Below are 24,340 nucleotides of genomic sequence, written 5' to 3'. Positions count from 1 at the left end.
ATATCACGCAGGCGGGCAGCGCTCGTGCCGAAGTGGTCGCGTTCGAGGCGCGTCGTGGTGCCGTGGTACGGCCAGGGGCCTCAACGGCTTAGGTCTTTGGCCTCAGGTGATCGCTTGCCAACCGCCGCGGCCGGTGCCGCCTCCGCGCGGTCGAGCAGATACTCGAGAAACGCGCGCGCCACGACAGACAGTTGCCGGGCAGCCGGGTAGACGGCATACCAGTGGCGCAGGATCGGAAAGCCTTCGACGTCGAGCTCGGCGAACTGTCCGGGCTGGTTGAGGGCGAGGGTGTCGCGGGACAGGGCGGAGATGCCGAGCCCGACGAGGATTGCCTGCTTGATTGCTTCGTTGCTCCCCAGTTCCAGGCGCGGATGGATGTTGAGCCCGTGCCTGCTGAACATGCGCTCGATGGCGTTGCGCGTGCCCGAACCTTTCTCCCGCATCAGCCAGGGCTCCGCGGCGATCCGGTCGAGAGGAATCTTTTTCCTGTGCGCCAGCGGATGTTCCGGTGCGGCCAGCACGACGATGGGGTTATCCATGATGGGTGTGGCGACGACATCGATGTCCTCCGGTGGCTGGCCGACGAAATAGAGGTCGTCGAGACCGTCGGCCATGCTGGCGAGCACCTGTTCCTTGTTGGTGACGCGTAGCGAGACATCGATACCCGGGTAGAGCTTGGAGAATTCGCCCAGCAGACGCGGCGCAAAGTACGATGCCGTGGTGATGGCCATCAGGCTGAGTTGCCCCTGCTTCAAACCCTTGCGCTCGGCGACCGACATGGCGAAGCGGTCGAGGGTGCTGAAGATCTCGCGGGTGGCCTGTGCAAGGTGCTGGCCGTCGGGGGTCAGGTGGAGCTTCTTGCCGACTTGCTCGATCAGCGGTACGCCAACCGCTTCGGTGAGCTTCTTCATCTGCATCGATACCGTCGGTTGCGTGAGGTAAAGCTCTTCAGAAGCACGGGTAAAGCTGCCGAGCCGGGCGATGGCCTCGAAAATTTCCAGCTGGCGAAACGTGGTATGGCTGCGCATGGCTTTAGACGGGTTCTCCCAATCCTTACATAGACAATAGTCTATTCTACAAATAGAAAAAATCGACTGTTATTTATGGTTCGCCTCCTGCATGATGCGACCCATCGTGCATGACCACTTCTGGCATGTCCGTAAACCTAACCTTTGCTAGGAGGAATCATGGCTGTTAAGACCTACAACGCCGGTGTTAAGGAATACCGGCAGACTTACTGGACCCCGGATTACACCCCGCTGGACACCGATATTCTGGCCTGTTTCAAGATCACGCCCCAGCCGGGTATTGATCGTGAAGAAGTCGCCGCCGCCGTGGCCGCCGAATCGTCGACCGGTACCTGGACCACGGTGTGGACTGACCTGCTGACCGACCTGGATTACTACAAGGGTCGCGCCTACCGCATCGAAGACGTGCCCGGTGACGACACCTGCTTCTATGCATTCGTGGCTTACCCGATCGACCTGTTCGAAGAAGGCTCGGTCGTCAACGTGCTGACCTCGCTGGTCGGCAACGTGTTCGGCTTCAAGGCCCTGCGCGCCCTGCGTCTGGAAGACATTCGCTTCCCGATCGCCTACGTCAAGACCTGTGGTGGCCCGCCCGCCGGCATCCAGGTCGAACGCGACCGCATGAACAAGTACGGCCGTCCGCTGCTGGGCTGCACCATCAAGCCGAAACTGGGTCTGTCCGCCAAGAACTACGGCCGCGCCGTGTACGAGTGCCTGCGCGGCGGTCTGGACTTCACCAAGGACGACGAGAACGTCAACAGCCAGCCCTTCATGCGCTGGCGTGACCGCTTCTCCTTCGTGCACGAAGCGACCCTGAAGGCCGAGCGCGAGACCGGCGAGCGCAAGGGCCATTATCTGAACGTCACTGCTCCGACCCCGGAGGAGATGTACAAGCGCGCGGAGTACGCCAAGGAAATCGGCGCCCCGATCATCATGCACGACTACCTGACCGGTGGTCTGACTGCCAACACGGGTCTGGCCAACTGGTGTCGCAACAATGGCATGCTGCTGCACATCCACCGCGCCATGCACGCCGTGCTCGACCGCAACCCGCACCACGGTATCCACTTCCGCGTGCTGACCAAGGTGCTGCGTCTGTCGGGTGGTGACCACCTGCACTCCGGCACCGTCGTGGGCAAGCTCGAAGGCGACCGCGAAGCGACCCTGGGCTGGATCGACACCATGCGTGACGGATTCATCGCCGAAGACCGTTCGCGCGGCCTGTTCTTCGACCAGGACTGGGGTTCCATGCCCGGCGTGATCCCGGTTGCATCCGGCGGCATCCACGTGTGGCACATGCCTGCACTGGTCTCCATCTTCGGTGACGACTCCGTACTGCAGTTCGGTGGCGGTACGCTCGGCCACCCCTGGGGCAACGCCGCCGGCGCCGCCGCCAACCGCGTCGCGCTGGAAGCCTGTGTGGAAGCCCGCAACCAGGGCCGTCAGATCGAGAAGGAAGGCAAGGACATCCTGACCGCTGCCGCCGCGCACAGCCCCGAACTGAAGATCGCCATGGAAACGTGGAAAGAGATCAAGTTCGAGTTCGACACCGTCGACAAGCTGGACGTCGCCCACAAGTAAAACGTTTATCCACGAAGTTCATGCCGCATGAACTTCGTGGAAGCCAAACCGAAAGGAAATGACATGTCTGAAGTGATGGATTACAAAAGCCGCCTGAGCGATCCCGCCAGCCGCAAATTCGAGACCTTCTCCTACCTGCCCGCCATGACTGCGGACAACATCAAGAAGCAGGTCGAGTACCTGGTGAAAAAAGGCTGGAACCCGGCCATCGAGCACACCGAGCCCGAGCACATGATGGACTCCTACTGGTACATGTGGAAGCTGCCGATGTTCGGTGAAACCGACGTCTCTCGCGTGCTGGCTGAAGCTGAAGCCTGCCACAAGGCCAACCCCAACAACCACGTCCGTCTGATTGGCTACGACAACTTCTCGCAAAGCCAGGGCGCGTCGATGGTGATCTTCCGCGGCAAGACCGTTTAAGCGGCGGCAAGGCTGTCACACCCGGCCCCCGCTGCCCGATCCCGAAGCCCTGAAGTGGGCGCAGGGTCGGTGCCCGGGGGCTTTTTATCTGTCGCAAATCCCCAGGCTGCACACTGAGCGGCCTGCGTATTTGCGATCCCCTTACATGGAGCCGTCATGAGCAATATCGTCGACCAGTACCGCATTACCCAGGAACCCTATTACCGCCCGGTCGCGGACGAAGTTGAATTGTACGAGGCCGCCTATTCGGTGCGCATGCCGATGATGCTCAAGGGTCCCACCGGTTGCGGCAAGACGCGCTTCGTCGAATATATGGCCTACAAGCTTGGCAAGCCGCTGATCACCGTGGCGTGCAACGAGGACATGACGGCGTCCGACCTGGTTGGCCGCTTCCTGCTGTCCGCCTCCGGCACCGAGTGGCAGGACGGGCCCCTCGCCATCGCCGCCCGCCATGGCGCGATCTGCTACCTGGACGAAGTCGTCGAAGCGCGCCAGGACACCACCGTGGTGATCCACCCGCTGACCGACAACCGTCGCGTGCTGCCGCTGGAAAAGAAGGGCGAGCTGGTGCACGCCCACCCCGATTTCCAGATTGTGATTTCCTACAACCCCGGCTACCAGAGTCTGATGAAGGATCTGAAGCAATCGACCAAGCAGCGCTTCGGCGGCCTCGACTTCACGTATCCGGAGCACGGCATCGAGACCGAGATCGTCACGCACGAGTCCGGCGTTAACGCCGACGTCGCCGGCAAGCTGGTGTCGATTGCCGAGCGCAGCCGCAACCTCAAGGGCCACGGCCTCGATGAAGGCCTGTCGACCCGCATGCTGATCTATGCAGGTTCGCTGATCGCCAAGGGCGTCAACCCGCTGGCCGCCTGCCGCGTCGCCCTGGTCCGCCCGATCACCGACGATCCCGACATGCGCGACGCGCTTGACGCGGCGGTGTCCACGTTCTTCTGATTCGTAAGCGGCAAGCGGTGAGCAGTGAGCGGGAGAACCGCTTGCGCTGCCAGCCCCTACCGCTCACGGCTAACCGTTTACAGCTCGCTCACTATGTCGATCAAACTCGAAGACTACGCTGAACTGCTGGAAGACCTGTCGCCGCATACGCGCGATACGTTGAATGCGACCTGGCACGAGGCCACCAAGGTGTTCTCGCCGCGCGGGCTGGACAACTATCTGAAGGGCGTGTCGGCCATCCGCGGGCTGGGACGAGGCGACGATCTGGTCGAAACCTGGATCGAGCAGGCGCCATTGGTGGCCAAGGAAGTGGGTGAGGGTGTGGTGGCCGACCTCGCCACCACCGCGCTGATGCTGGCGTCGAAAACCTCGGGCGCGGTGATCGAGCTGCTGCTTGCCAGCGCGCCGACCGCCGCCAGCCGGCTCGGCGACGCCGACCTCTTCCTCAAGTACCTGCAATTCATCAACACTTTGATCGCGCAGGCGCCGCGCGGCGTGCGGCCGATGCTCGACAAGCTCGAAGTACTGTTCCAGCATCTGACGTTGGGCGGCCTGCGCCGCTGGGCGCTGTGGGGCGCGCACGCGCATCGCACCAACTACGAAGAGCAGATCAGGTACTTCAGCCTCGAGTCGAAAGAGTCGCTGGCGATGCTGCAGAAGGAGCGCAAGGGCACGCTGCTGGTCGACGTGCAGCGCCGCATCAACATGTATTTAAGGGCGCTGTGGGCACGCGACTTTTTCATGCGGCCGACCTCGGGCGACTTCGAGTCGCGCGAGGGCTACCGACCCTACATCGCCGACTATCTGCTACACGTGCCCGACGCCGTCGATGACTTCGCGATCGAAGGGCAGGAGCCGGTGTCGGGCCTCGAGCTCTATCGCGCCACGGCCGCGCACTGCGCCGCGCATGTGGTGGAAACGAAGGAGCCGATTTCAGCCGAAGCGCTGAACCCGATGCAGATGGCGGTGATTTCCGTCATCGAGGACGCGCGGGTGGAAGCGCTGTCGATCCGTCGTTTCCCCGGCCTGAAGCAGCTCTGGAGCCGGCTGCATGTCGCCACGCCGGAAATGAATGCAAGCGTCGGCGATTATCTCAACCGCCTGGCCCGCGCGCTGCTGGACGAAACCTACCAGGATAACGACCCGTGGGTCGCCGAGGGCCGCGCACTGTTTGCCGCCGCGCAGGACCGCCTCGGCGACAACCAGGTTTCGTGGGAAATCGGCGTCCAGCTCGCGCACAATCTGACCGAGAAAAGAATCCCGTTCAACCCGCGCACCGACATCCTCGCCGCGCCCTACCGCGACGACAACCGCTACTTCTGGGAATTCGAGGAATTTGATTTCGACAAGGCAGCGGGCGCCGGTTACGAGAGCGTCAAGCAGGTTCGCAAGAACGTCAGCGTGATGGAGATGGTCAACGCGATCGACGTTGAAACTGCGGGCGACGATGCCGGGGAGATCTGGGTGCTGAGCACGGAGCTCTTCCCCTACGAGAACATCGGCGACGAGAGTCACGGCAAGAGCTTCAACGAGATGGAAGGCAAGGAGCCGGCGTCCGACCCCTTCCACTATTCGGAGTGGGACTACCAGATCCAGCTGGAGCGTCCGGCCTGGGCGACCGTGCTGGAGAAGCGCGCCAAGTCGGGTGATCTGCAGGTGATCGACGACATCACATCCACGTACAAGCGCGAAATCCACCGCATGAAATTCCTGCTCGACGCGATGCAGCCGCAGGGCGTGCAGCGCATCCGCAAGCTGGAGGACGGCGACGAGATCGACATCAACGCGGCGATCGCCAGCTTCATCGACATCCGTCTCGGCAACCAGCCCGACCCGCGCATCATGATGCGCAGCGTGCGCAAGACGCGCGATTTCTCGATCCTGGTGCTGCTGGACCTGTCGGAGTCGACCAACGAGACGGTGCAGGATCAGGAGTACTCGGTGCTGGATCTCACGCGCCAGGCCTGCGTGCTCCTGGCCGACGCGATCAACAAGGTCGGCGACCCCTTTGCGATCCATGGTTTCTGTTCGGACGGCCGCCACGATGTCGAGTACTACCGCTTCAAGGACTTCGACCAGCACTGGGACGAGGGGCCGAAGGCCAAGCTCGCCGGCATGACCGGCCAGCTGTCGACCCGCATGGGCGCGGCGATCCGCCACGCCGGCCATCACCTGAAACTGCAGCGCTCGGCGAAGAAGCTGCTGATCGTCATCACCGACGGCGAGCCGGCCGACATCGACGTACGCGATCCGCAGTACCTGCGCTACGACACCAAGAAGGCGGTGGAGGAAGTCGCCCGCAACGGCGTGACGACCTACTGCATGAGCCTCGACCCGCGCGCCGACAACTACGTGTCGCGCATCTTCGGGCAGAAGAACTACATGGTGGTCGACCACGTTCAGCGGCTGCCCGAGAAGTTGCCGATGCTGTACGCCGGTCTGACGCGCTAAAGCCAGAAACCCTGAAATCACCTGCGGACATGTCCGCAGGTGATTTCAGCACACTTCCGGCCGGGCAATGATGGAAGGCAGGCGCGCGGGAGAGTGGATGCGCAGTTGCTTGTTCACATTCATGCGACCGAAAACGACTTCGATGTCGGCGGCGGCTACACCGAATTCCCCGGCCAGGAATCGCACCATGTGATCCGTTGCCCTGCCTGCGCGCGGGACTTCGGTGACGCTGATTCTGAGTTGGTGGCCCTTGGGTTTGCCGATGGCATCCCGTTTCGAACGGGGGCTGCCCAGGACATTGAGCACCAGCGTTTCGCCTTCCCAATAAAAGAACGACTGCTTTGCAGTCATTGCGTGCTGTCCGGCCTGCCGCCCTTGCGCAGGTTCACTTCGATGGGTTTCCCGCCTTGGCGGCATGCCCGGTCAACCATTCGGGCAGCTCTCGCGAACCCGAATGATCGATGATGTACTGGCGCATCAGCTTGCGGATGACTTGCGACGACGTGAGGTCTTGCCGTGTACAGATGTCCTCGAAGATTTGCTTTTTGAGCGGATCGATCAGGATGGTCATCCTGGCGGTACGGTTTTCCATGGTGGGACTCGAGATGGGCAGGGTAGGGATAATATGATAATTGTATTATCATGAGAATGTCATTTAATGATGTGATTTGATCAGTCGCACTTTTGCCATGCTTAATTGGCAGACATGTTTATAGGCCTTCGTCACACGTGTCCCATTCCGCCATCGCTGTCTCCATGAGTCGCCCCCCGTTGCTGGAGTTGCCTGGCAAGGTGGCGGGCGCCCCGGTCAAGGTGTGCGTGCTTGAGCCGCCGCAGAGCGATCCTGTGAGACTTTACGAACAGATTCTGGACGGGCGCTATGCCAGGCCTTTTATCATCGACGACGGCGAGACGCGGCAACTGCTGTTCAATCTGGATTTCATCCAGAGTTCCATGCGCATCGATGACCCTTTCGCCCTGGATATCGCCTATACCCGCAAGATGATGGCTTTTCTGCTGTTCGCGCCGAATCCGGACCATGTATTGATGGTCGGATTGGGTGGCGGGTCGCTGGCCAAGTTCTGCCATCGCCACCTGCCCCGTGCACGCCTGACCGTGGTCGAGGTGAACCCCGACGTCATCGCATTGCGCCAGGCGTTCGGCGTACCCGACGATGAGCGCCTGGCGATCGTCCAGGCCGATGCCGCCGCGTACCTGCCCATGGCTGAAGGCGATACCGATGTGCTGCTGCTGGATGGCTTCGACGCCCGAGGCATCGCCCCGACGTTTCTCAGCCGCGCTTTCTATCGGGCGGCGCGGAACCGGCTCCGTCCAGGTGGCCTGCTTGTCGCCAACTTTGCCGGGCCTCGGAAATACTGGTCCAGGCACCTGGCCTTGTTGAACGAAATCTTCGAAGGGCACGTGCATTTGGGGACGGTCCCCGGCGGCGACAACCATATTGCCTTTGCATGTGCCGGGTCGGATTGTTCTCTCGATTGGGGACAGCTGGAAAAACGGACGAGTGCGCTTGCCGATCGGATTCCACTCGACTTTTCAGCAATCGTTACCAGCTTGCGCGAAGGGGCTGAATTGCCCTGGGCAAAGCAGGCTGCATGCTCTAAGGCCTCGTCACTCATGAAATCAGGTGCGTCTGATATGCAAAAAATCCATCAATACCTGAAAAGCCGCGGCGAGCAGTTCGACGCGGAGATCGCCGCGGCGACACGAATCCCGCTGGAAGACGTACGGCTTCATCTGGCCGAATTATCGAAAAAAGGGGACGTCATCGCGTGCCACTCCACGCGCTTCATCAAGGGCAAGAAAAGCGAAGGAATGCTGTATCGGATCTCGGGATATATCCCGGCCGCCAGCCCCGGCAGGAAACCCAAAGCCTAGACACTAGACAGGATGGTCGTGCGAGGCGCCGCCAGGATGGGGCGGCACGATGTGGGTTCCGCGGTGTTACCTGCCTCTACCGGACGTGTGGAGCTTCTGCTAATCGTCCGCGTTGGGCGCCCCCTTGCTGACGGCAGCCAGAATGCCTTGCAGCAACGCAGTCGGGGTGGGTGGGCAGCCTGGCACTTCGACGTCGACGGGGATGACATTGGATATTTTTCCGCACGACGCATAGCTCTCGCCGAACATCCCGCCGGTGCAGGCGCACTCGCCCATGGCCACCACCCACTTGGGGTCCGGTATGGCTTCATAGGCGCGCTTCAACGCGGCTTCCATGTGGCGCGAAACCGGGCCGGTCACCAGCAGTACGTCGACATGCCGGGGACTGGCGGAAAATTTCACCCCCAGACCATCGATGTTGTAGTGCGGACCGTTGAGCGAATGGATTTCCAGTTCGCAGCCGTTGCAGGAACCGGCGTCGACGTGGCGGATCGCCACCGCCTGGCCGAACACCTTGAGGATTACCGCATGCAGCGCCTGCTCGCGCGTGCGCAGTGCGGGGTCGGCCTGGGGCGCCGGTTCGGAGACGAAGCCGGTCTTGAGGATCTTCTGGAGGATCAGGTACGAAGCCATCTTATAAATCCGGTCCGCTGTAGGAGAGGTTGAAGGATTTGTTGATGAGCGGGAAGTCGGCCACGATGTTGTCCAGCACACCCACTTCCACCAGCGGCCAGTTCTGCCAGGACGGATCGTGCGGATGCACGCGGTCGAGCGTGCCGTCGGCCGCAATTCGTACTGCCACCACCACCTCGCCGCGCCAACTTTCCACCCAACCCAGGCCTTCGCATACAGCCTGCACCGGCTGGAGCGGTGCGTGTATGCCGCCCGCCGGCAGGCGCTTGAGGATGCCGCGGATCAATCGCAGGGATTCGTATACTTCGGCAAAGCGCACTTCCGCGCGCGCCAGCACATCGCCCCGGCGCTGGGTCGCCATGTTCACATCCAGCTGATCGTAGGGGGCCTGCGGAAATTGCGTACGCGCATCCCAGGCCTGGGCGCTGGCGCGGCCGGCCAGCCCGGTCAGGCCCAACTGCGCAGCCAGCTCGGGTTTGCAGATGCCGGTATCGGCGAAGCGGTCCTGCAAGGTGGCATGCTCGTCGTAGATGGCCTTGAGTTCGCGCACTTCGATCTCGATGCGGCTGGCCAGGGCGTCGAGCTCGGCTTGCCCCGCGGCGTCGATATCCGTAGCCACGCCGCCCGGCGTGATGCGATCGAACAGATAACGGTGGCCGAACAGCTTTGCGCTCATTCGCAGCCAGTCTTCCTTCAGACGCCAGAACTGCACGAAGCCGAACGCGAGCGCCACGTCGTTGCCCAGGTAACCGAGATCGCCCAGATGGTTGGCGATGCGCTCGATTTCCAGGAACAGGGCGCGCAGCCACAACGCCCGCTCGGGCACGGCGCTGGCGGTCGCCATCTCGACGGCCATGCAATAGGCCCAGGCATAGGCGCTGTGCGAATCGCCGGACACACGTCCGGCAAGCCTGGCGCCTGTGGCGATATCCATGCCCTCGAAACGTTTCTCGATGCCCTTGTGGGTATAGCCCAGGCGCGCTTCCAGCTTGAGGATGCGGTCGCCAATGATGGAGAAGCGGAAATGCCCCGGTTCGATGGTACCGGCGTGGATGGGGCCGACCGCGATTTCGTGCACGCCGTCGCCTTGCACGCGGATGAAGGGATAGGCGTCGACTTCCGGGAGCGGTAAGCGGTGAGCAGTGAGCGGCGAGAAATCCTTGCGCAGGGGGAATTCGTCTGCGGCCCAGGCGTTGTGGCGCAGCCATTTGCGCTCGTCCACTGCGTCGGTGGCCGTGATGCCAAGCAGGTCGAAGGCCGCGCGCTGCATGCGGTCGGCCTGCGGGAAGATATGCGCGAGATCGGGATAGGCGGGCAGCTCCGTCGGCAAGGCGCAACTCACCCAGGCCAACCCCAAGCCGGTGAGCAGGGCGACATGAATGCCGAAGCCACCGTTCAGGTGGCGGTCGTCCGAGCCCCACAGCGCGACGAGCTGTCCGCCTTCATCCTTGACCGCACGCGACAGCGCGAGCAATTGCCCGGTTTCCACGCGCCCGCGCCAGATATGCGGACCGATGGGGTCGAGGCGCCACTCGTGATCGCCGATCTTCATCTCAGCCTCCCAGCAACTGGGCCGCCTGCTTGTACCAGGCGGCGAGATACGGCGGAATGAACAGGCCCAGCATCAACACCAGGCCCAGATGCAGGAACACCGGCGTCTGCGCAGGCTGGTAGGGCAGCTTCGGCAGCTCGGTCTCGCCGAACACCATGGGCTGCACCTTGCCGAAGATGGCTGCGAAGGCCACGCCCAGCGCCAGCAGCAGGAAGGGCGTGGCCCAGGGATGCTCGTGCATGGCGGTGGTGATGATGAGGAATTCGCTGGCGAACACGCCGAACGGCGGCATGCCGAGGATGGCGACGGTACCGAGCATCAGGCCCCAGCCGAGGGTGGGGTTGGTCTTGATGAGGCCGCGGATGTCATCCATCAATTGCGTGCCGGTTTTTTGCGTGGCGTGGCCGACGGCAAAGAAGATGGCGGACTTGGTGAGCGAGTGCATGGTCATGTGCAGCAGCCCGGCAAAGTTTGCCACTGCGCCGCCCATGCCGAAAGCGAACGTGATCAGCCCCATGTGTTCGATGGAAGAGTAGGCGAACATGCGCTTGACGTCGGTCTGACGTACGATCAGGAATGCCGCCAGTACGACGGAAAGCAAACCGAAACCCATCATCAGCGCCCCCGCCATGTCATTGCCGAGTGCGCCGTCCACCAGCACCTTGGAGCGCATCACCGCATACAGCGCGACATTGAGAAGCAGTCCGGAGAGCACGGCGGACACCGGCGTCGGGCCCTCGGCATGGGCATCCGGCAGCCAGCTGTGCAGAGGCGCCAGGCCTACTTTCGTCCCGTAGCCGACCAGCAGGAAGACGAAGGCCAGCGACAGCACTGTGGGTTCGAGCTGCGCCTTCACATCGTTCAGGTGCGTCCACAACAGCGCATTGCCGCCCGGGCCCAGAACTTTCTCCGCTGCAAAATAAAGCAGGATGGTGCCGAACAGCGCCAGCGCGATGCCCACGCCGCACAGGATGAAATATTTCCAGGCCGCTTCCAGCGAGGCCGGGGTGCGGTACAGCGAAACCAGCAGCACGGTGGCGAGCGTCGCGGCCTCCATTGCCACCCACAGGATGCCCATGTTGTTGGTGGTCAGCGCCAGCAGCATGGCACCGATGAAAATCTGGTAGCTGCTGTGATACAGGCGCAGGCGCGTGGCGTTGAGCCGGCCGTGCTCCTGCTCGATACGCATGTAGGGGCGCGAGAACAGCGCGGTGGTAAAGGCGACGAAGGCGGTCAGCGCGACCAGAAACACATTGAACGAATCGATGAAGAACCAGCCGTTTGCCACCATCATCGGGCCGGTTTCGACGATGTGCACAGTCAGTAGTGCCGCCACCGCCAGCGTGAGCAGGCTGAAGAGCGCGTTGATCTCCGGCGCATGGCGCCGGTAACCCCACAGCGCCAGGAAAATACCGCCTGTCAACGGAATGCCGAGTAGCCAGAAAAGTTCCATGACTTATTTTTCCTTGAGCTTTTCCATGTGCTTCAGATCCAGCGAATCGAACGTCTCGCGGATCTGAAAGATGAAGATGCCGAGCACGAATACGCCAACCAGCACGTCCAGGGCCACGCCCAGTTCCACAACAAGAGGCATGCCGTAGGTCGCGCTGGTGGCGGCGAAGAACAGGCCGTTCTCCATGGACAGGAAACCGATCACCTGCGGGATGGCCTTGGTACGCGTGATCATCATGAGGAAGGCGAGCAGCACGCAGGCCATGGCGATGCCCAGGGTCGAGCGCGTCACCGTGCCGGACATTTCCGAGATGGGCAGCGCCAGGTTGAAGGCGAAGATCACCAGCACGATGCCGATCAGCATGGTGGTCGGGATGTTGATCATCGGCTCCACGACCCGGTTCACGTCCAGTTTTTTCACCAGGCGGTAGAAGTACCAGGGCATGGCGATCACCTTGAGGCCCAGGGTCATGGCCGCCGAGTAATACAGATGGTGCTGGCCGGTGGACCAGGCGACGATGGCCGTGGACAAGGCCAAGGCGGCACCCTGCCAGGCGAACAGGGTCACCAGGCCGATGACGCGACGCTGCGACAGCATGGCGAACGAGATCAGCAGCAGCAGGGCCGCAAGCAGGTTGACGATCTGCAGGTGGTAGGGCAGTGCCGTCATGATGCTCGACGTCCGACGTTCAATGCGCGAATTGCGTTCGGCTCCATCTCACACCTCCAGCAGGAAATGGATCAGCATGCCCAGTACCGCCAACAGGAAGGCCGTGCCGAGAAACTCCGGCACGCGGAACAGGCGCACCTTGGCGGAGACGGCTTCCATGAGCGACAGTGCGGCGCCGCCGACAGCAAGCTTCGCCACGATGGCGGCCAGCGCCAAAGGCAGGGCGGCGATATCGCCCTGGGGGGCGATGCCCCAGGGCAGGAACAGCGCGATGCCCAGCGCGGAATAGGTGAACAGTTTCAATGCCACCGCCCATTCGATCAGGGCGAGATGGCGGGCGGAATACTCCAGGATCATGGCCTCGTGGATCATCGTCAATTCAAGGTGGGTACTGGGGTTGTCCACGGGGATGCGCGCGTTCTCCGCCACCGAGATCATCCAGAACGCCACTGCCGCGAACGCCAGGCTGGGGTGGATGGCGAAGGCCTTGTGCGCCAGGGTGGCGACGATGATGGGGAGTTCGGTGGACTGGGAAATCAGGCTGGCGGTGAAGAACACCATGAGCAGTGCAGGTTCGGCCAGGAATGACACCAGCATTTCGCGGCGCGCGCCGAGGGTGCCGAACGGGGTGCCGATGTCCATGGCCGCCAGCGCCAGGAATACCCGTGCCAGCGCGAAGATGCCCACCAGGGCAATGACGTCCGCTGCCGGCGAGAAGGGCAGATCATTGGCGATCGTCGGTACGATGCCGGCTGCCAGCGCCATGCAGGCAAACTTCATGTAGGGCGCGAAGCGGAACAGCGGCGAGGCATTGTGCGCGATGACGGCGTCCTTGTGGAACAGCTTGCGCAGGGTGCGATAGGGTTGGGTGATGGGCGGCGCGCTGCGCCCCTGCAGCCAGGCGCGGCACTGGTTGACCCAGCCCATCAGCAAGGGCGCCAGCAGGATGGCAAACAGGGTCTGGGCGACTTGCAGGAGGATGCCGGTGCTCATCGTGTGAAGACCAGGAGGACGATCAGGGTGACGAAGCTGTAGACCAGGTACCACTGGATGCGGCCATGTTGCAGGCGTGCGGCCTGCATCGACAACCACGCAGTCAGGTCGGCGATGGGCTGGTAGATCAGCAGCCAGAGCTTGTCGCGGCTGTCGCCGCGGTAATGCGGGTGGCGGTCGAAGGGGTCGGGGGTTTCGCGTTCCACCCGCATGAAGACCTCGAAGATCTGCCGGATCGGCTGGCCGAAGCCTTCGGCACTGTCCTGCATGCGCGCATCCTGTTCCGGATAGCCGCAATCCCACGGTTCGCTGCGGCGTACCCTGCCGTGATAGACGCGGCGTACCCACAGATAAGTGAGCGCCACCACCGCCGTGACGCCCGCCAAGAAAATCAGCGGCGCATAACTTGCCCGCTCGGCCGAAACCGGCGTCAGCAACAGCCAATTGCTGATGCCGGGCAGGCGTTGTCCGGTCAGCATCAGCACGACCGGTTCCAGCCGCTGGATGACCAGCGTGGGAAACAGGCCCAGCAGGATGCAAGCGCCCGCCAGCCACAGCATGCCCAGGCGTTCCGGCCAGCTTGCCTCGTGCGCATGTTGCAGTCCCGGATCGCGGGGCTGTCCGAGGAAGATGACGCCATAAAATTTCACCATCACGTAGGCTGCGAGCGCAGAGGCGAGCGCCACGGTGGCTGCCGCCACCGGAATCACCATGTTGAGGTAGGGCTGAGTGAGTCCCGGCGTCAACAGGAAAGCCTGCAACAACAGCCACTCCGAGACGAAGCCATTGAGCGGCGGCAGACCCGCGATGGCCAGCGCGCCGATCAGGGTGAGCCAGGCCGTCCATGGCATATAGCGCATCAGCCCGCCCAGATGGCCCATGCGCCGCTCGCCGGTGGCATGCAGCACGGAGCCCGTGCCCACGAACAGCAAGCCCTTGAAGAACGCGTGGTTGAGGGCGTGGTACAGCAGGGCGGTCAACGTCAGTGCGGCCAGAGCGCCCTTGCCGTCGGTGTGAAAAATCAGCGTCAGGCCGAAGGCGGCGATGATCACGCCGATGTTCTCGATCGAGGACCAGGCCAGGAGGCGTTTCATGTCCGACTGCACGGCAGCGAAGATCACGCCATACAGTGCGGTCACCAGGCCCAGCGCCAATGCCAGCGTGCCCCACCAGCCGAGCTGTATTTTGAGCAGATCGAAAGTGATGCGCAGCAAGCCGTAGATGGTGGTCTTCAGCATCACGCCCGACATCAGGGCCGATACCGGCGACGGCGCAGCGGGGTGGGCCTCCGGCAGCCACACGTGTATCGGCACCAAGCCCGCCTTGGCGCCGAAACCGAACAGTGCCAGCAGGAATGCTGCCGAGGACCAGAACGGCGTCATCTCCGCCAGGCGCATGGTGTTGAAGGTGTAGTCCCCATGGCCGCCCTGCAGCACGCCGAAGGTGAGCAGCAGGGCCACTGCGCCGATGTGCGCGATCAGCAGATAGAGAAACCCGGCGCGGCGAATTTCGGGAATCTTGTGGTCGGTGGTGACGAGGAAGTAGGACGACAGGGCCATCACCTCCCAAGCCACCATGAACGCGTAGGCATCGTCGGCCAGCAGCACCGTGACCATCCCGGCCAGGAACAGGTGGTACCAGAGGGCGAGCAGGGCGAGCGGACCCGCAGCCATGTTTCTGAAATAGCCGCAGGCATACACGGTGATGCCGAATGCGGCGCCGCCCAGCAACACCATGAAGAAGGCAGACAAGGCGTCCAGCCGCAGATGGAACGGCAGGTCGGGCAGGCCGATGGGCAGCACCATGGACGAGGCGGGCTGCAGCAGCCCGGCGACGCCGATGCCTGCCATGAACAATGCGCCCAAGGCGCCGAGGGGAAAGACCAGTCGGGTGAGCAGGCCGTGCCGGCGGTGCAGCAGTAGCGCTGAAAAACCCAATCCCAACCAGTAAAGCACCCCGGCCCAAGCCAAATCGAGGACATGAGCGTCAAGGGATGCCAAATGTGACATTGAACGTACGCGCGTAGCCGAGCCAGATTTGATTCTATTGACAAACCAAATCAACTACAATGTTAATCTGATTAACATATCAAGTCGTCATTCTGTCGCCATGGAAAACCGTACAGCCCGGCTCACCGTTCTGATCGATCCCAGGAAAAAGAAACTGTTCGAAGAAATCTGCGTGCAGCGCGACCTGACGCCGTCACAGGTCGTGCGGCGATTGATCCGTCAATACATCATCGACAATGCGGGCGGAAGGGAATTACCCAAGTGGCTGACCGCTGCGGCGCCACGGGACGAGGAATGATGTCCGGGGGGACATCTTCCCAAACTCAGAATTCGTTGCGGATGCGCTTGTAGCCTTTGACCAGCTCATGGTTGGCCTGCGCCACGCTTTCCGAAAAGTCGGCGGCCTGCGGCGATACGCGCTCGATCGTCGCCAGGTCGGCATCGGAGTGGATGTTGGCGGTGGAAGGGATGTAGAAGCCCGGCGGCACGGTGCAGCCTTCCACCACCGAGTTGTGGCGGACGACCGAGCCGTCGGACACGATGCAGTTGAACAGCACCGAGTTGAAGCCGACGAAAACGTTATCGCCCACGGTGCAGGGGCCATGCACGATCGAACGGTGCGCGATGGAGGTGCTTCGCCCGATGGTGACGCCGCCGCCCGCCTTGCAGTGGATGACCACGCCGTCCTGGATATTGGAATGGGCGCCGATGACGATGGGCTCCATCTCGCCGTTGTCGTCCACCTCGTCAGCGCGGATGACCGCATAGGGGCCGATAAACACGTTTTCTTCTACGATGATCTTGCCGCACAGGATGGCGGTGGGATCGACAAACGCGGTGTCATGTACGACGGGTAAATGTCCGGACGGGTTTCTGCGGATCATGATGAGCGAGGTTCTCCGTTGGGTAAGCGTTGATGACAGATGGGGAAGGCGCGTACGGTGCAATTCCGGCAAATCTCGTTGTCGAGCTTCGGATACAGAATCTCGGCAGGGCGGGTTTTGGCCGGGAACAGATTTTCTTCACCGACGTCATCCATGAAATGGCCGCGTTTCAGCGTGTCGGCCAGGCTGTTCTTCATGCGGTAAAAAGACAGGGTTCCGCCCATTTTCCGCCGCTGGCGTGCAGCCTCGGCCAGGAACTCGGCTCCGGCCAGATCGACGAAATTGATGCCGCTGGCCATTACGACCAGATGCTTGCGCTCGGGTTCCGATTCTTCGATTTCCTGCAATTGCTGTTGCAGATGGGCGACCGCGCCGAAGAAGATCGAGCCATTGATCCGCATCATTTTCATCTGCGGACACTCTGACCGGCCATCGAGGGGCGTGTAATGGTAGCTTGCCGGATCGGGATCGGGCAGCACGGGTTCGAGCGCGGGCCGTGAGGTGCGATACAGGTAGAACACCAGCGACAGGGCGATGCCGAAGAAGATACCCTTCTCCAGATCGACCAGCGTGCCGATGAGCGTCACCCACAGGACGAAGGTTTCCTGCCGGCTGATCTTGGGCAGCAGGCTGATATGGTGGAAATCGATCAGGCTCCAGGCCACCAGAAACAGGATCCCGGCCATTGCGGCGTCGGGCAGGTAGGCGGCCAGCGGCGCAACCAGCAACAGGATGATCAGCAGGAATACCGACGCGAACACGGCGGCCAGGGGGGTGCGCGCACCTGCCGCGTAATTGACCCCGCTGCGGTTGAACGATCCGCTCGCCGCGTAGCTGGAGAAGAAGCTGCCGATCACGTTGGACAGGCCTTGGCCGACGAATTCCTGGTTGCCGTCGATGTGTTGCCCGGATTTCGTGGCGACGGCACGCGAGATGGATACTGCTTCCGTCAGGGCCAGCATGGTGATGATCAGGGACGGGAACAGCATCTGGTTCAGCGCGCCAAAGGAGAAGTCGGGCGACGACAGCGGTGGCAGGCCGGACGGCAGGGCGCCGACCGTTTTGATGTGGGTGACCTCCACGCCGTAACGTGCGTTCAAGAACAGCGCCGCAAAGCTGCCGACCAGCATGGCGGCGATCATGTAGGGGAACTTGGGCATGAAGCGCTTGACCAGGATGCCCGAGGCAAGCGTGATGACGGATACCGCCGTGACGTATGGGTTGATGTCCTGAAGGTGCTGGACGAACAAGGACAGGATCTCAAAGAACGGCGTGCCGCGCGGGATACTGACCCCAAAGAAGTTCTTGATCTGGCTGCCTGCGATGAGCATGGCCGCGCCGGCAGTAAAGCCGATCACGACCGTATGGGAAATGAAGTTGACGAGCACGCCCATGCGCGCCAAGCCAAGAATGAGCTGGAAGACCCCGGTCATGAAGGTCAGGGTCAGCACCAGACTGATGAATTCGGGTGTGCCGGGATGGGCAAACGGGCTGACCGACGCAAACACGGCGATCGAAATGGCGGTGGTGGGCCCGGACACGAGATGCCATGACGAGCCGAACAGCGCGGCGATGATGGCCGGCATCATCGCCGCGTAAAGGCCGTATTCGGGCGGCATGCCGGCAATGGTGGCGAAGGCCACGCCCTGGGGCAGCACGATCAGGGCGCCGGTCAGTCCCGCCATCGCATCGTCGCGGGTCGTACTGCCGTTGACCGAAGGCCACCAGCGAAGAAAAGGGAGCATCCTGTAAACCCAGAGAGGACAGACGGGGGAGAGTTTGGAAAGTGTTTTTTGCATAGTGGGCGCATTTTAAAGCATTAGGCGGGTATGACACAGCGGTTTTGGCATTTCAGGGCGCATGCAGGGCTAACTGGACGCCTGCATGCGCATTGCCGGGGAGGCGCGGCCATGCTGCCATTTTGCCCCGTGCCAGCGGGATGTGACCGGTTTTCAACCGCTCGCGTTGATGTCCTTTGTCGGTCCGGTCATCGACTGAGAAAAGCCATGTAAGCCGCGATGCAGCCAACCCGCGTAGGGCTGCTTACTTGAGCGGTGAACCGATTCTGATTGCGAACTCGGTCAGTTGACGTATAAAAAAGAAGTTAACTGTGCAACCACAACCATCAGGAGATAGAAAATGGCCCACATCGTGATTTTGGGAGCCGGGATAGGCGGGATGCCGATGGCGTTCGAGATGCGGGAGAATGCGCGCGCCGAAGACCGCGTCACCGTCATCTCCAACACCCCCACCTTCCATTTCGTTCCCTCCAACCCCTGGGTGGCGGTCAACTGGCGCACCCGCGCGGACATCGAGCTGCCGATCGAACCCATTCTCAGCAAGAAGAAGATCGACTTCATCCCCGTCGCCGCGAAACGTGTCCACCCCGCCGAAAACCGCATCGAACTCGAAGACGGCCGCAGCATCGACTACGACTATCTCGTCATCGCCACCGGCCCCAAACTGGCTTTCGACGAGATCGAAGGTCTGGGCCCCAACGGCCACACCCAGTCCGTCTGCCACGTCGACCACGCCGTCACCTCCAACGACAACTGGCAGGCCTTCGTCAAAGACCCCGGTCCCATCGTCGTCGGCGCCGTCCAGGGCGCCTCGTGCTACGGCCCCGCCTACGAATTCGCCATGATCATGGAAACCGACCTGCGCCGCCGCAAGCTGCGCGACAAGGTACCCATCACCTTCGTCACCGCCGAACCCTACATCGGCCATCTCGGCCTCGGCGGCGTGGGCGACTCCAAGGGCATGATCGAATCGGCCTTCCGCGACAAGCACGTCAAATGGATCTGCAACGCCAAGGTCACCAGGGTCGAAGCCGGCAAGATGTTCGTCACCGAGGTGAACGAGGACGGCAGCGAGAAGAAACAGCACGAGCTGCCGTTCAAGTACTCCATGATGCTGCCTGCCTTCAAAGGCGTGGACGCCGTCCTCGGCATCGAAGGATTGACCAATCCGCGAGGCTTCATCGTCATCGACCCGTACCAGCGCAACCCCACCTTCAAGAACGTCTTCTCCGTCGGCGTATGCGTCGCCATTCCCCCGGTCGAAGCCACTCCGCTGCCGGTCGGCGTGCCCAAGACCGGCTACATGATCGAATCCATGGTGACGGCCACCGCGCACAACATCCGCTCGCTGCTGGACGGCAAGGAACCTACCGAGAAGGCCACCTGGAACGCAGTCTGCCTGGCCGACTTTGGCGACACCGGCATTGCGTTCGTGGCGCTGCCGCAGATTCCGCCGCGCAACGTCAACTGGTTCTCCGAAGGCAAGTGGGTGCACCTGGCCAAGATTGCGTTCGAGAAGTATTTCCTGCGCAAGATCAAGAAGGGAAATGTCGGGCCCTTCTACGAAAACCTCACGCTGCGCGCATTGGGAATTTCGAAACTCAAGGAGTGAGACAAACGCCGCGCTCGGCGGCGCGTCAGATTGGCGTGTCGTCGTGAGGTTTTCTGTCCCCGGGTTGTAGCGCGATCACAGTGGCAGGCGCATCCGGTTTTTGGCGCTCGGCGAGCAACAGCAGGGCCTGGTGGAATTCTCCCGGGAGGCGTTTCATGGTTTCCGCCGCCTGGGGAAGGTAATGCACTACCTCGAACGGCACGCGCTCGTCCAGCGATGCGCGCGCCTGGGGATGGAAGTGCTGCCAGGCCAACTCGACCCAGGCCTTGTTCTGGCTGTCGACGAAAATGAACTCCTCCGCATCCAGCACTGCCATGTACTGCAGGCTGCGAATCGGCACGAACAGACATTTTCCGGCCCGTGCCAGCAGAGTGTGCGCAAGGTTGTAGGTGGCGGCGGGAAGAAATGCCGGCCAGCGCGCGATTTCCTGTTCACGATAAAAACGTTCGTCCATGGCATTACGTTAGCAGTCCTGCTCCCGGTTGGTTAAGCATTTTTTGCACACGTGCCTGTGTGGGGACAAGGCATGACGCGTGTCTGCGGGAATCATGCGCCCTTGAGGCAAAATAGGGATCAGACATCTCGACTGCAATCACCATGAACGATTCCACTCCTGCCCCCGGCCCGGGCCTGATTTTCGATACCCATCTGGAGCATTTCGATCACGACGTGATCGAAGCCTCGCATACACTTCCCATCCTGGTCGATTTCTGGGCCGACTGGTGCCCGCCTTGCCGTGCGCTGACACCCGTGCTCGAGCGTGTCGTCGCGCACCACGCCGGCAAGATCCACATGGCCAAGGTCGAAGTCGACGAAGGCGCCAACATGAAGCTTGCCGGACGCTATGCCTTGCGCGGTTTCCCCACCGTCCTGCTGTTCGTCAAGGGCGAGATCGTCGGGCGTTTCTCCAGTGCCCATCCCGAGCACTGGGTGCGCGAATTCATCGCCGAGCACACCGATATTGAGTGACATACGCATTGTGCTCGACACCAATGTGGTGCTCGATCTGTTGCATTATGGCGATGCGGTGGCGCGTCCCCTGCTGCATGCGCTGGAAGCGGGGCGCGTACGCTGCGTGGTGACGAGCGCGACGCTCGACGAGTGGCGGCGCGTACTGGCGTATCCGGCGTTTGGACTGGATTCGGCGCGTCAGGTGGCGCTGTGCGCGCGCTATCAAGCGCTGGCCGTGTTGGAGCCGGCGACTGTCGTCGCAGACCTGCCGCGTTGTCGTGATCCCGACGACCAGAAGTTCATCGAGTTGGCCGCCACGGCCCATGCGCAGGGACTGGTCAGCAAGGATCGCGCGGTGCTTCGTTTGCGTCGCCGCTGTGCGTCGCGTTTTCGGATCATGCTCCCGGAGGAAGCGGTACGTTGGCTGAGGGATGTATCCGCTTAATCGCCCTGCGGCCGGAACCGCTGTCGCGCCGCTTCGCTGACCGCCAGTACGGCTGGATGACTCAGCCGCCGCTCCACCGAAATGGCAAAAAAACGTTCGCGTATCTCATGCGTCCGTCCCAGCTCGCTTACGTCGTATTGCCGCATCACGTCCTGAACCGTCGTGAGCGGGACCGGGAATACGCCGGCCCCCGCCTGGCCGAAGGCGCTCATCAGTGCGCTGTCGCCGAATTCGCCGACGATGGTGGGTTGGATGCCCTTGCGCTCGAGCCAGCGCAATAGCGGCACGCGCAGTGCACTGTCTTCGCCCGGGATCAGAAGCGGCAGGCCGTGCAGGTTAGCCGGAAACGCCTGTTCCAATACATTGCCTATGCTCCGTGCGGCCACAAAGGCGATGCCGCATTCGCCCAGTGGATGGCTGTAGCCCTTGATATCCATCGTGGCGGGAAGAGGGCGGTCGGCCAGCACCATGTCGAGCCGGTGGATGGACAGTTCGGCGGCTAGTTGTTCCAGCCGGTCTTCGCGGCACACCAGCTTGACCGGCTCGGCCAGTGCCAGCGCAGGGGCCAGCAACTGGTAGGCGATCACCTTGGGAACGGCGTCTGCGATGCCCACCCGGAACGGATGAGCGCGAGGTGCGAGACGGTTTTGCAGGGCGTCTTCCAGTTCGGCGCCGACCTGGAAAATGTCATCCGCGTAGACCAGCGCGGTGCGTCCGGCATCGGTCAGTTCCAGCCGCCGTCCGCTGCGCCGGAACAGCGCCACGCCCAGGCGTTCCTCGAAGGCGCTGATCTGTCCGGACAATGTCTGCGGTGTCAGATGCAGCTTCTCGGCGGCCCGGTTGAGCGCGCCTGCGTTGGCGACAGTACGGAAATAGTACAGATGCTTGTAATTGAGCATGGCGTCGAAATAGTTCGATAAAAGCGAACGATATCATTATAAAAATCGAATTTTATTGTTCATCTTCTATCTATATTCTCTACTTGTGTGTCATGCAATGGCCCTCAGTCCGACCGGGCAGGGATTAATGGAGAACATCATGAAGCGTATTGTCTTATTCCTCGCCACCAACCTGGCGATCGTGCTGGTGCTGTCGTTCACCATGCGCATCCTGGGTGTCGAACCCTATCTCACCGCAAACGGGCTGAACCTGGGTTCGCTGCTGATCTTTGCCGCCGTGATGGGCTTCGGCGGTTCGTTCATCTCGTTGGCGATCTCCAAGTGGATGGCGAAGAAATCGATGGGCGTGCGAGTGATCGAAACGCCGTCGAACTCGACCGAGTTCTGGCTCATGGAAACCATCCGCAAATATTCGACGGACGCAGGGATCAAGATGCCGGAAGTCGGCATCTACGATGCACCCGACGTCAACGCCTTCGCCACCGGCATGACCCGGAACAGCTCGCTGGTTGCCGTGTCCTCCGGCCTGCTGCAGCAGATGACGCGCGAAGAAGCCGAGGCGGTGCTGGGGCATGAGATTGCGCACGTCGCAAACGGCGACATGGTGACGCTGGCGCTGATCCAGGGCGTGGTCAACACCTTTGTGATGTTCCTGTCGCGCGTGATCGGCCATACGGTCGACCGCGTCGTGTTCAAGAACGAGGAAGGCCATGGCCCTGCATTCTTCGTCACCATGATCGTGGCCGAACTGGTGCTCGGCATCCTCGCGTCGATCATCGTCATGTGGTTCTCGCGCCAGCGCGAATTCCGTGCCGACCGTGGCGGCGCCAGCCTGGCCGGGCGTGGTGCCATGATCGCAGCCCTGGAACGCCTCAACGGACTGCATCCGCACCCGCTGCCCGACAAGATGGCGGCCTTCGGTATCGCCGGCGGCAGCCCTCAGGGCTGGAAGCGCCTGTTCATGACCCATCCGCCGTTGGAAGAGCGTATCGCCGCATTGCGAGCGGTGCAGTAAAGCTCCTGGGGCCTGAGGACAAATCATGGATACTGCGCTGACGATCGGTGAACCCTGGATGTGGGCAGCGTTTGTCGGTTTCGTGCTGGCGATGCTGGCCGTCGATCTGTTTCTGGTCGGCGGCAACAAGGCGCACAAGGTCGGTTTCAGAGAGGCGGCGGCCTGGTCGTTCGTGTGGGTCTCGCTCGCCATGCTGTTCAATCTTGGTCTGTGGTGGTATCTCAAGGGCGTGCACGGCAGCGTAGTGGCCGATGCCAAGGCGATGGAGTTCCTGACCGGCTATCTGATCGAGAAATCGCTCGCGGTCGATAACATCTTCGTCTTCCTGATGATCTTCGGCTTCTTCGCGGTGCCGGCGGAATACCAGAGGCGCGTGCTGATCTACGGCGTGATCGGCGCGATCGTGATGCGCGCCGTGATGATCCTGGCGGGTGCCTGGCTGGTGCAGGAGTTCCACTGGATCCTCTATGTGTTCGGTGCCTTCCTCGTCGTCACCGGCATCAAGATGCTGATGTTCGCCGAGGTCGAGCCGGATCTGGCCGGCAACCCGCTGCTCAACTGGATCAAGCGGCACGTGCGGTTGACGGCGGACTATCGCGGCGAGAAATTCTGGGTGCGCGAAAACGGGGTGCGGCTGTTCACCCCGCTGTTCCTCGTGCTCGTCATGATCGAGATTTCCGACGTGATTTTCGCGGTCGATTCGATCCCGGCGATATTTGCCATCACCACCGACCCTTTCATCGTGTTCACTTCCAACATCTTCGCTATCCTGGGATTGCGAGCGATGTATTTCATGCTGGCCGGCATGGCGGACCGCTTCCATCTGCTTAAATATGGTTTGGCCATGGTGCTGGTGTTCGTGGGGACCAAGATGCTGATCGTCGATGTCTATAAAATCCCGGTGGCCCTGTCGCTCGGCATCGTGGGCCTCATCATCGCCAGCTTCATGTTTGCCAGCCTATGGGTGACGCGAAAACCAACTGCCCCGGGCTGAAGCCGGGCAACGAACGTGCAGCATGCCTTCGTTGCCTGTTTTGACCCCTGGTTCCGGAGCGCACTGAAGTACCCTTGAAGGTATCAAGGCTAAAGG

24 protein-coding genes are annotated in these 24,340 nt (G+C 61.9%); 11 read left to right on the top strand and 13 right to left on the bottom strand.

From position 1 onward, the window contains the following. Positions 1-80 precede the first annotated feature (80 nt). On the bottom strand, positions 81-1,028 hold the full coding sequence (locus tag B058_RS16460) for a LysR family transcriptional regulator (RefSeq protein WP_018507365.1): 948 nt from the start codon (positions 1,026-1,028) through the stop codon (positions 81-83). 159 nt (positions 1,029-1,187) lie between these two features. Here B058_RS16460 and B058_RS0104880 point away from each other — a divergent pair, with 159 nt between their 5' ends. The 4 genes from B058_RS0104880 (at position 1,188) to B058_RS0104865 (ending at position 6,440) form a co-directional block, all read left to right on the top strand. Beyond that, on the top strand, positions 1,188-2,609 hold the full coding sequence (locus B058_RS0104880; RefSeq protein WP_018507364.1) for a form I ribulose bisphosphate carboxylase large subunit: 1,422 nt from the start codon (positions 1,188-1,190) through the stop codon (positions 2,607-2,609). 63 nt (positions 2,610-2,672) lie between these two features. Continuing rightward, complete coding sequence (locus tag B058_RS0104875; RefSeq protein WP_026240650.1) at positions 2,673-3,029, top strand: ribulose bisphosphate carboxylase small subunit; 357 nt, start codon at positions 2,673-2,675, stop codon at positions 3,027-3,029. Positions 3,030-3,185: 156 nt separating this feature from the next. Next, positions 3,186-3,989, top strand: a complete 804-nt coding sequence (locus B058_RS0104870) for a CbbQ/NirQ/NorQ/GpvN family protein (protein WP_018507362.1) — start codon at positions 3,186-3,188, stop codon at positions 3,987-3,989. A 93-nt stretch (positions 3,990-4,082) separates the two neighbouring features. Beyond that, the gene (locus B058_RS0104865; protein ID WP_018507361.1) at positions 4,083-6,440 is read left to right on the top strand and encodes a nitric oxide reductase activation protein NorD; all 2,358 of its coding nucleotides are present in this window, start codon (positions 4,083-4,085) and stop codon (positions 6,438-6,440) included. A 45-nt stretch (positions 6,441-6,485) separates the two neighbouring features. Here the strand turns inward: B058_RS0104865 and B058_RS0104860 are convergent, their stop codons facing one another. Both B058_RS0104860 and B058_RS0104855 read right to left on the bottom strand, forming a co-directional pair. After that, complete coding sequence (locus B058_RS0104860; RefSeq protein ID WP_018507360.1) at positions 6,486-6,791, bottom strand: DUF167 domain-containing protein; 306 nt, start codon at positions 6,789-6,791, stop codon at positions 6,486-6,488. Positions 6,792-6,825: 34 nt separating this feature from the next. Next, on the bottom strand, positions 6,826-7,032 hold the full coding sequence (locus B058_RS0104855; protein WP_026240649.1) for a hypothetical protein: 207 nt from the start codon (positions 7,030-7,032) through the stop codon (positions 6,826-6,828). Positions 7,033-7,232: 200 nt separating this feature from the next. Between B058_RS0104855 and B058_RS0104850 the strand changes: the two genes are divergently transcribed. Then, a complete protein-coding gene (locus tag B058_RS0104850) occupies positions 7,233-8,336 on the top strand; it encodes a spermine/spermidine synthase domain-containing protein (protein WP_245539249.1) in 1,104 nt (367 codons plus the stop codon). A 99-nt stretch (positions 8,337-8,435) separates the two neighbouring features. Here B058_RS0104850 and B058_RS0104845 read toward each other — a convergent pair whose 3' ends face one another. From B058_RS0104845 to hyfB, 6 genes are read right to left on the bottom strand one after another with little or no spacing between them, the layout of a single operon-like run. Continuing rightward, positions 8,436-8,969, bottom strand: a complete 534-nt coding sequence (locus B058_RS0104845) for an NADH-quinone oxidoreductase subunit B family protein (RefSeq protein WP_018507357.1) — start codon at positions 8,967-8,969, stop codon at positions 8,436-8,438. Position 8,970: 1 nt separating this feature from the next. After that, positions 8,971-10,521 (bottom strand): hydrogenase large subunit, encoded by a 1,551-nt coding sequence (locus tag B058_RS0104840; RefSeq protein WP_018507356.1) that lies wholly within the window; start codon positions 10,519-10,521, stop codon positions 8,971-8,973. Between the two features lies 1 nt (position 10,522). Further along, positions 10,523-11,974: a hydrogenase 4 subunit F gene (locus B058_RS0104835; RefSeq protein ID WP_018507355.1), complete on the bottom strand. Its 1,452-nt coding sequence runs from the start codon at positions 11,972-11,974 to the stop codon at positions 10,523-10,525. Positions 11,975-11,977: 3 nt separating this feature from the next. After that, positions 11,978-12,643: a hypothetical protein gene (locus B058_RS0104830; RefSeq protein WP_018507354.1), complete on the bottom strand. Its 666-nt coding sequence runs from the start codon at positions 12,641-12,643 to the stop codon at positions 11,978-11,980. A 48-nt stretch (positions 12,644-12,691) separates the two neighbouring features. Beyond that, complete coding sequence (locus B058_RS0104825) at positions 12,692-13,636, bottom strand: respiratory chain complex I subunit 1 family protein (protein WP_018507353.1); 945 nt, start codon at positions 13,634-13,636, stop codon at positions 12,692-12,694. Next, positions 13,633-15,645: a hydrogenase 4 subunit B gene (gene hyfB, locus B058_RS0104820; RefSeq protein WP_026240648.1), complete on the bottom strand. Its 2,013-nt coding sequence runs from the start codon at positions 15,643-15,645 to the stop codon at positions 13,633-13,635. The genes B058_RS0104825 and hyfB overlap by 4 nt, the downstream gene beginning before the upstream one ends. A gap of 100 nt (positions 15,646-15,745) precedes the next feature. Between hyfB and B058_RS0104815 the strand changes: the two genes are divergently transcribed. Then, a complete protein-coding gene (locus B058_RS0104815; protein ID WP_018507351.1) occupies positions 15,746-15,943 on the top strand; it encodes a hypothetical protein in 198 nt (65 codons plus the stop codon). A 25-nt stretch (positions 15,944-15,968) separates the two neighbouring features. Here B058_RS0104815 and B058_RS0104810 read toward each other — a convergent pair whose 3' ends face one another. Both B058_RS0104810 and B058_RS0104805 read right to left on the bottom strand, forming a co-directional pair. Next, positions 15,969-16,529: an LbetaH domain-containing protein gene (locus B058_RS0104810; protein WP_018507350.1), complete on the bottom strand. Its 561-nt coding sequence runs from the start codon at positions 16,527-16,529 to the stop codon at positions 15,969-15,971. Next, positions 16,526-18,274 carry a SulP family inorganic anion transporter gene (locus B058_RS0104805; protein ID WP_088178096.1) on the bottom strand — a complete coding sequence of 583 codons (1,749 nt, stop codon included), beginning with the start codon at positions 18,272-18,274 and terminating at the stop codon, positions 16,526-16,528. The genes B058_RS0104810 and B058_RS0104805 overlap by 4 nt, the downstream gene beginning before the upstream one ends. Before the next feature lie 394 nt (positions 18,275-18,668). Between B058_RS0104805 and B058_RS0104800 the strand changes: the two genes are divergently transcribed. Next, a complete protein-coding gene (locus B058_RS0104800) occupies positions 18,669-19,940 on the top strand; it encodes an NAD(P)/FAD-dependent oxidoreductase (protein ID WP_018507348.1) in 1,272 nt (423 codons plus the stop codon). A 25-nt stretch (positions 19,941-19,965) separates the two neighbouring features. Here the strand turns inward: B058_RS0104800 and B058_RS0104795 are convergent, their stop codons facing one another. Further along, a complete protein-coding gene (locus B058_RS0104795; protein WP_018507347.1) occupies positions 19,966-20,394 on the bottom strand; it encodes a hypothetical protein in 429 nt (142 codons plus the stop codon). A gap of 143 nt (positions 20,395-20,537) precedes the next feature. Here B058_RS0104795 and B058_RS0104790 point away from each other — a divergent pair, with 143 nt between their 5' ends. After that, entirely contained in the window at positions 20,538-20,909 is a 372-nt protein-coding gene (locus B058_RS0104790; RefSeq protein ID WP_018507346.1) for a thioredoxin family protein, read from the top strand. Next, the gene (locus B058_RS16455) at positions 20,902-21,336 is read left to right on the top strand and encodes a putative toxin-antitoxin system toxin component, PIN family (protein WP_040723301.1); all 435 of its coding nucleotides are present in this window, start codon (positions 20,902-20,904) and stop codon (positions 21,334-21,336) included. Before B058_RS0104790 ends, B058_RS16455 begins: the two co-directional genes overlap by 8 nt. On the opposite strand, the gene nhaR is transcribed toward B058_RS16455, so the two are convergent. Further along, positions 21,333-22,235 carry a transcriptional activator NhaR gene (gene nhaR / locus B058_RS0104780; protein WP_018507344.1) on the bottom strand — a complete coding sequence of 301 codons (903 nt, stop codon included), beginning with the start codon at positions 22,233-22,235 and terminating at the stop codon, positions 21,333-21,335. The two genes, B058_RS16455 and nhaR, sit on opposite strands and share 4 nt — an antisense overlap. Positions 22,236-22,374: 139 nt before the next feature. Here nhaR and htpX point away from each other — a divergent pair, with 139 nt between their 5' ends. Beyond that, entirely contained in the window at positions 22,375-23,250 is an 876-nt protein-coding gene (gene htpX / locus B058_RS0104775) for a protease HtpX (RefSeq protein ID WP_026240646.1), read from the top strand. A gap of 25 nt (positions 23,251-23,275) precedes the next feature. Beyond that, positions 23,276-24,244, top strand: a complete 969-nt coding sequence (locus tag B058_RS0104770; RefSeq protein WP_018507342.1) for a TerC family protein — start codon at positions 23,276-23,278, stop codon at positions 24,242-24,244. Positions 24,245-24,340 lie beyond the last annotated feature (96 nt).

Origin of the sequence: Thiobacillus thioparus DSM 505 (assembly GCF_000373385.1) — a bacterium.
GTDB classification, from domain to species: Bacteria; Pseudomonadota; Gammaproteobacteria; order Burkholderiales; family Thiobacillaceae; genus Thiobacillus; species Thiobacillus thioparus.
The sequence above is the reverse complement of the archived record's forward strand: the minus strand, read 5'-3'. Positions and strand labels throughout refer to the sequence as shown.

Bases quoted from the DNA above. Each gene is read 5' to 3' on its own strand.
- B058_RS16460 (WP_018507365.1), bottom strand. From the start codon at position 1,028: ATGCGCAGCCATACCACGTTTCGCCAGCTGGAAATTTTCGAGGCCATC.
- B058_RS0104880 (WP_018507364.1), top strand. From the start codon at position 1,188: ATGGCTGTTAAGACCTACAACGCCGGTGTTAAGGAATACCGGCAGACT.
- B058_RS0104875 (WP_026240650.1), top strand. From the start codon at position 2,673: ATGTCTGAAGTGATGGATTACAAAAGCCGCCTGAGCGATCCCGCCAGC.
- B058_RS0104870 (WP_018507362.1), top strand. From the start codon at position 3,186: ATGAGCAATATCGTCGACCAGTACCGCATTACCCAGGAACCCTATTAC.
- B058_RS0104865 (WP_018507361.1), top strand. From the start codon at position 4,083: ATGTCGATCAAACTCGAAGACTACGCTGAACTGCTGGAAGACCTGTCG.
- B058_RS0104860 (WP_018507360.1), bottom strand. From the start codon at position 6,791: ATGACTGCAAAGCAGTCGTTCTTTTATTGGGAAGGCGAAACGCTGGTG.
- B058_RS0104855 (WP_026240649.1), bottom strand. From the start codon at position 7,032: ATGGAAAACCGTACCGCCAGGATGACCATCCTGATCGATCCGCTCAAA.
- B058_RS0104845 (WP_018507357.1), bottom strand. From the start codon at position 8,969: ATGGCTTCGTACCTGATCCTCCAGAAGATCCTCAAGACCGGCTTCGTC.
- B058_RS0104840 (WP_018507356.1), bottom strand. From the start codon at position 10,521: ATGAAGATCGGCGATCACGAGTGGCGCCTCGACCCCATCGGTCCGCAT.
- B058_RS0104835 (WP_018507355.1), bottom strand. From the start codon at position 11,974: ATGGAACTTTTCTGGCTACTCGGCATTCCGTTGACAGGCGGTATTTTC.
- B058_RS0104830 (WP_018507354.1), bottom strand. From the start codon at position 12,643: ATGACGGCACTGCCCTACCACCTGCAGATCGTCAACCTGCTTGCGGCC.
- B058_RS0104825 (WP_018507353.1), bottom strand. From the start codon at position 13,636: ATGAGCACCGGCATCCTCCTGCAAGTCGCCCAGACCCTGTTTGCCATC.
- hyfB (WP_026240648.1), bottom strand. From the start codon at position 15,645: ATGTCACATTTGGCATCCCTTGACGCTCATGTCCTCGATTTGGCTTGG.
- B058_RS0104815 (WP_018507351.1), top strand. From the start codon at position 15,746: ATGGAAAACCGTACAGCCCGGCTCACCGTTCTGATCGATCCCAGGAAA.
- B058_RS0104810 (WP_018507350.1), bottom strand. From the start codon at position 16,529: ATGATCCGCAGAAACCCGTCCGGACATTTACCCGTCGTACATGACACC.
- B058_RS0104805 (WP_088178096.1), bottom strand. From the start codon at position 18,274: ATGCTCCCTTTTCTTCGCTGGTGGCCTTCGGTCAACGGCAGTACGACC.
- B058_RS0104800 (WP_018507348.1), top strand. From the start codon at position 18,669: ATGGCCCACATCGTGATTTTGGGAGCCGGGATAGGCGGGATGCCGATG.
- B058_RS0104795 (WP_018507347.1), bottom strand. From the start codon at position 20,394: ATGGACGAACGTTTTTATCGTGAACAGGAAATCGCGCGCTGGCCGGCA.
- B058_RS0104790 (WP_018507346.1), top strand. From the start codon at position 20,538: ATGAACGATTCCACTCCTGCCCCCGGCCCGGGCCTGATTTTCGATACC.
- nhaR (WP_018507344.1), bottom strand. From the start codon at position 22,235: ATGCTCAATTACAAGCATCTGTACTATTTCCGTACTGTCGCCAACGCA.
- htpX (WP_026240646.1), top strand. From the start codon at position 22,375: ATGAAGCGTATTGTCTTATTCCTCGCCACCAACCTGGCGATCGTGCTG.
- B058_RS0104770 (WP_018507342.1), top strand. From the start codon at position 23,276: ATGGATACTGCGCTGACGATCGGTGAACCCTGGATGTGGGCAGCGTTT.